Origin of the sequence: Microcystis sp. LEGE 08355 (genome assembly GCF_015207185.1) — a bacterium.
GTDB lineage: Bacteria > Cyanobacteriota > Cyanobacteriia > Cyanobacteriales > Microcystaceae > Microcystis > Microcystis panniformis.
The window spans coordinates 1-6,345 of sequence record NZ_JADEXI010000255.1 but is presented as its reverse complement, the minus strand read 5'-3'; the positions used below and the strand labels follow the sequence as shown (position 1 = coordinate 6,345).

The following is a 6,345-nucleotide window of genomic DNA, read 5'->3' as shown; positions in this document are numbered from 1 at the left end:
AGTACCAGAAATATTTACGCCGGGGGCTTTGTCAAAGAAAGAGTCGAGGCGGAGCAAAAAGTAAGCGTGGAGGGATTCCAGGGCGTGTAGATATCAGCGAGCGACCAGTAATTGCTGACCAGAAAACTGAAATCGGTCATTGGGAAAGTGACACAATGATTGGAGGCAATCATCTAGGAGTTCTCGTTACTCATGTAGATAAAGCCTCGAAATTTTTAGTGGCAGGATTAGCCAAAAACAAAACCGCATCGGAAATCAATAGAGTCACAGAAAAACTTTTTCAAGAGATTCACCCTGACAAAAGAAAAACCTTTACTTGTGACAACGGCAAAGAATTTTGTGGACATCAAGAGTTGAGTCAGAAACTAGGAGCAGATTTTTATTTTGCTACTCCTTATCATTCGTGGGAGAGGGGATTAAACGAGCATACCAATGGACTGTTAAGACAATTTTTCCCCAAGGGAACGAATTTTAAAATCGTTAAGCCAGAGGAGGTGGAAAGAGCCGTAAACTTGATTAACAATCGTCCTCGAAAATGTCTTGACTATCGTACCCCGAATGAGGTATTCTATAAAGGTAGATCAGATAGTGATGCAATTCAGACTTGAATTGGCCATATTATACCCGATCGCTTACTACTTTTGCATAAAATTCATCAATACTATATCGAGACTGGTAACTTTGATTTTGCCTTAGAAACTGCTAATAAAATCAAGAATTTATCCAATGATAAAGCTGCAAAACTGGATGGTATTTATCTGCTGCTATATACGGAACTTTTAGCAGGTAATTGGTTAAATATTGACAATAAAACCCAAGAATATTATCAAGCAATTCAAAATAATTTAGAGCGGTGTCAATGTCCCATGAGAAATCAAGCTGAGGTTATTTCTATAACTTCTCCCTTAGCTTATTTAAAAGATGACTTAGTAGGTAATCGCAGGTTAACTAATCAGTTAGCCAAACTTTTTCAAGAGGCAGTTAGAAAAAAAATTAATCAAGTTACTATCGAGTCTCAGAAACCTAAAGATGTCAATAAAAAGCTAAATATTGGCTATATTGCCCATACTTTACGGCGACATTCCGTCGGGTTTTTAAGTCGCTGGTTAATTCATTATCATCAACGAGATAACTTTAATATTCATCTCTACCTAGTCAATCAAGTCGAGGATGATATTACGGAACAATGGTTTAAAAATAAGGTGGATAAGTATGATAATTTACCAGCAAACCACCAAATTATTGCCGAGAAAATTAATCAAGATAACATCGATATTTTAGTAGATTTAGATAGTATAACTAATGATGCCACCTGTCGAGTTATGGCACTTAAACCCGCACCAATTCAAATAACATGGTTAGGATTAGATGCCACAGGAATACCTGCTATTGATTACTTCCTTGTTGATAATTTAGTTTTAGAAAAAAATGCTCAGGAGTTTTATCAAGAGAAGCTTTGGCACTTACCTAACTGTTATCTTGCCGTGGATGGATTTGAAATCGGAACACCAACGCTAACCCGACAGAATTTAAACATACCAGCAGACGCAATTACTTATTTAACTTTGCAAGTGGGATTAAAAAGAAATCCCGCCACAATTCGCTTACAAATGCAGATTATTAAAGCAGTACCTAACAGTTATTTATTAATCAAAGGTGCGGGGAGTGAAAAGCTTATCAAAGATTTATTTATCAGCATTGCTAAAGAGGAAGGAATCGATGAAAATAGATTGCGCTTTCTCTCAGGAGTTGCTACGGAGGAAATTCATCGCGCTAATCTCCAAATTGCCGATGTGGTACTCGATACCTATCCCTATAGTGGTGCAACCACTACTCTAGAAGCTCTTTGGATGGGGATTCCTGTAGTGACAAAAGTTGGTCAACAATGGGCCAGTCGTAACAGTTATACTTTTATGACTTATGCGGGAATTAGCGAGGGTATTGCTTGGAGTGATGAGGAGTATATTCAGTGGGGAATAAAATTAGGAATGGATGAGGAATTAAGAAAAAAAATAGCCATGCAATTGCAAGCTTCTCGTCAAACAGCACCGCTTTGGAATGCACGTCAGTTTACTAAAGATGTGGAAAGCGCCTATCGTCAAATGTGGCAAATCTATTGTGAAAGTTAATTAAGGAGAGAATTAAATCATGTCTTGGCAAAATGAAGTTAAAACCGCTTTAGAAAACAATCAATACGATATTGTTAGTCAGTTTTACGAAGAACTGATAGAAAGAGAACCCCTAGAAATTAGTTATTATTGGTATTTAGGATTATCCTATCTTTTGCAGGCAAAAGAAGAAGAAGCACAAGCTACTTGGTTATTTGTTTTCACTCAAGGAGAAGAACAGGAAACTGATTCATGGCTGCTAGAATTAAGCAATATTTTAACTACCGAAGCTAACCGACAATTAGAGTTAGAAAATCTAGAAATCTCTTGGTTAATTCGTAAACATCTACAGGAAATTAATCCCAGCTATCTCGATAATTTACTGCATTTAACCCTCGTTGAAATTAAATTAAATAGATTTCATCCTCAACAACTGCAAGAATGGCAAATACTAGAATTAATTACCCAGGGTTCAGTTAACTCTCAATTATTGGAACGGGTAGTAATTGCCGTCATACCTTACGCTCATAAATATACTATAGAATTAGTCCGGTTAAGTTTACCCTATCTCGGCAATTCTCCAGAATTACTTAATCACGTCATCACTGTCACCCGACACTTTGCTTTTGAGAAATATCAACCTATTTATTCCGTTGACTTAGCGGAAGCTTTTCTTCCCCTTTATCCCGAAAATTTGTACTTAATAGCTAATTTATTTTGGTTTTATGTCACTGTCCTTAACTACCAAAAAGCGATAGACTTTATCAAAGAACGCCAATTTAAAGATAAAAGCCAAACAATTGATTTAAAAATGTTTAGTCAATCTCTCCTCTTTAATGGTTCTTTACGAGCCTCAAAATGGAATGATATCCCTAGTATTTGTCAAGAGTACAAACAATTAATTGAAAAATTTATAAAAGAAAAGCCTCAAGATATACATCCCTTAGTTAGAGAAAATTTACTAACAGTTATGAACCCGATTTCTTACTATGAAGATAACCCGAAAGAGAATCGACCGCTTTTAAGTCAGATTGGCAGTTTTTTTCAAGAAACTTACAAAGAAATGCTTGGTTTTAAAGAAGAAAGTTTTGATAAACCTAGAGAAGATAATGCCAATAAAAAACTTAAAATTGGTTACATTGCCCAAACCTTAAAACGTCATCCCGTCGGTTTATTGAGTCGTTGGACTATTAATTATCACAATCGTGAACAGTTTGATATCCATCTTTATATGGTGAATCAACCTGTGGATGAAATAACGAAACAATGGTTTTCTAATCCCGCAGATAAAATCTATCATGCTACTGCTGATTCCCTAGCAACCTACCGCAAAATTAAAGAAGATAACATCGATATTCTTGTGGACTTGGATAGTGGTACTGGACCAATGGTTGTCCAAGTTATTGCCTTAAAACCTGCTCCTATTCAAGTTAACTGGTTAGGTTTTGATGGTTCTGGTTTACCCGCAGTAGATTATCTTTTAGCGGATCCTTATGTACTACCAGAAAATGCCCCAGAATATTATCAAGAAAAAATCTGGCGTTTACCTGATGCTTTTGTCGCTGTGGATGGTTTTGAAATAGCCGTTCCTACCCTGCGAAGAGAAGATTTAGGTATTAATAACGATGCGGTTATTTACCTAAGTTCTCAAACTGCAATTAAGCGTAATCCTGCGATGATTCGCTTACAAATGCAAATCATTAAATCTGTACCCAATAGTTATTTCCTGATTCAAGGAGTTGCTGATGATAATTCTCTCTGGGATTTATTCTGTCAAATTGCCGCAGAAGTTGGGGTAGAAACTAATCGAATTAAGATGCTTCCTATCTATCAGACGGAAACCTACAGGGCAAATTTAGCCATCGCTGATGTGGTTTTGGACACCTATCCCTTTAACGGTGGTACAACCACTCTAGAAACCCTCTGGATGGGAATTCCTCTGGTGGTTAAAGTGGGGCAACAATGGTCATCACGCAACGGTTATACTTTAATGATGAATGCGGGAATAACTGAGGGTATAGCTTGGAGTGATGAAGAATATGTGCAGTGGGGAATTAAGTTAGGATTGGATAAAAATTTAAGAGAAGAAGTCCGTTGGAAACTCCGAAAGTCTCGTCATACATCTCCCCTCTGGAATGCTAAACAATTTACCAGAGATTTAGAAAATGCTTATCGGCAAATGTGGAATATTTATTGTCAATCTTAGCGGATAAAAACTATGCAATGGCATCAAGACATACAAACACACTTAAACGACAACAATTATCAAGTGGTATTGCAGTTTTATGAACAATTAATTGAAAACAATTCTCCAGTAATTGAGGATTATTTTTATCTAGGATTAGCCTATCTTTTACAAGATAGGGAAGAAGACGCACAAGCTACTTGGTTACTGGTGTTGAGTCAAGCAGCCGAATCAGAATTATCGGGGTGGATAGAAACTTTAACTCAAATCTTAGATGCAGAGGCAACCAGACAAGAAAATTCCCAAAGACTAGAGACAAGTTATCTAATTCGATGGCAGCTACAAAATCTTAATCCTAGTTTTTTAAATAATCTCCTGCATCTTATGGAATTAGAAATACAATTCCAAAATTTTGCTATGGAAAAGTGCCATGATTGGTGTGTATTTGAACTGTTAGAGAATACAGCTACAGCAGCAATTAATCTTGATTTACTGCTGGGAGTGACAGAAAAAGTTTTAATCTATACCTGTACTGATACCATTCACTTTTTAGAATTAGCAGCCTTACATATCAATAATCCAGAAATAATTGCGTCCAAGGTTATCTCAGCAATTGTCAATTATGCTTATCAACAAAAGCAAAGTGTATTTGCTATTAATTTAGTAGAACTTTGTTTGCGCTTTCTACCAGAGGATTTATACCTACAAAATAGTTTGTTTAATCTTTATAAAACCACCACTGTTGACTATAAAAAAGCCCTAGAAATTGCCGATAATTTTTATAAAAGTTGCCAGACAACTACTGAAAAGCTGTTCGGAATTTCTCTAGTGATTGGTATTTTACAAGCTAAGGGAGACTGGGGAAATTTACCTAAATTTATCGATGAATTAACACAACTAATCGAGCGACAAATTAATGCCGAACAATTTAATGCACGTCCCTTTATTATCGACTCTATTTTAGGAGTTAGTAGCTGTCTTCCCTACTATCAAGATAATCCGAAAATTAATCGCTATTTACAAAGTAAACTAGCGGAAATTTTTCAAGCAGATGTAAGAACACGCTATAACTATATTGCTCCTGTTTATTCTCCAAAATCTCCAGCAAGAAAAATAAAAATTGGTTATATTGCCTATACTCTTCGTCGTCATTCTGTGGGTTGGTTAAGTCGCTGGTTATTTCACTATCATAATCGAGATAAATTTGAAATTTACACCTATTGTGTCAACCAAGCAGCGGACGAAATTACTGAAAAATGGTTTATAAATAACTCAGATTATAGCTATAACTTGCCCGCAAAAATTGAACAGATAACTGCCCAAATTCGTCAAGATAACTTAGATATTTTAGTGGATCTTGATAGCTTAACTAATAATACAACTTATCTAGTAATGGCATTAAAACCCGCACCGATACAGGTAACTTGGTTAGGATTAGATGCGTCGGGAATCCCTGCGATTGATTATTTTATTGCCGATAACTACGTTTTACCCGAAAATGCTGAAGAAATTTATTCAGAAAAAATCATCCGACTTCCTAACTCTTATTTATCCGTGGATGGTTTTGAAGTGGGTGTTCCCACCAGGAGAAGAACTGATTTAAATATTCCCGATGATGCTATTATTTATCTGACCGTGCAATCGGGATTAAAACGCACCTTAAACATGATTTATCTCCAATTGCAGATTCTCCAACAGGTTCCTAATAGCTATCTTTTAATCAAAGGTTTTGCCGACAAAGAAACCATTCGAGAATTATTTATCAAAAGTGCCGACGAATTGGGAATTAGTCAAGATAGATTAAGATTTTTGCCCAATGATTTCAATGAGGAAACCCATCGCGCTAATCTGGGAATTGCTGATATAGTTCTCGATACCTATCCCTATAATGGTGCTACCACAACCCTAGAAACCCTCTGGATGGGGATTCCTTTAGTCACTAGGGTTGGTGAACAATTTGCGGCCCGCAATAGCTATACTTTTATGAAAAATGCCGGCATTAGTCAGGGTATAGCTTGGAGTGATGAAGAATATGTGCAGTGGGGAATTAAG

At 36.4% G+C, this 6,345-nt stretch carries 3 protein-coding genes and 1 pseudogene; all 4 read left to right on the top strand.

The genetic code is table 11. The annotated features are described in order from the left end of the window. A pseudogene (locus IQ242_RS13720) lies at positions 1-608 on the top strand (IS30-like element ISMae39 family transposase); the annotation flags it as partial. Between the two features lie 33 nt (positions 609-641). Beyond that, a complete protein-coding gene (locus IQ242_RS13715; RefSeq protein WP_228020984.1) occupies positions 642-2,129 on the top strand; it encodes an O-linked N-acetylglucosamine transferase, SPINDLY family protein in 1,488 nt (495 codons plus the stop codon). 19 nt (positions 2,130-2,148) lie between these two features. After that, positions 2,149-4,314 carry an O-linked N-acetylglucosamine transferase, SPINDLY family protein gene (locus tag IQ242_RS13710; protein WP_193960344.1) on the top strand — a complete coding sequence of 722 codons (2,166 nt, stop codon included), beginning with the start codon at positions 2,149-2,151 and terminating at the stop codon, positions 4,312-4,314. A gap of 12 nt (positions 4,315-4,326) precedes the next feature. Beyond that, positions 4,327-6,345, top strand: a 2,019-nt coding sequence (locus IQ242_RS13705; RefSeq protein WP_193960343.1) for an O-linked N-acetylglucosamine transferase, SPINDLY family protein, incomplete at its 3' end; no start/stop codon positions are given.

What these genes read in the sequence shown, in the direction of transcription:
- IQ242_RS13710 (WP_193960344.1), top strand. Translation starts at nt 2,149, where the DNA reads ATGTCTTGGCAAAATGAAGTTAAAACCGCTTTAGAAAACAATCAATAC.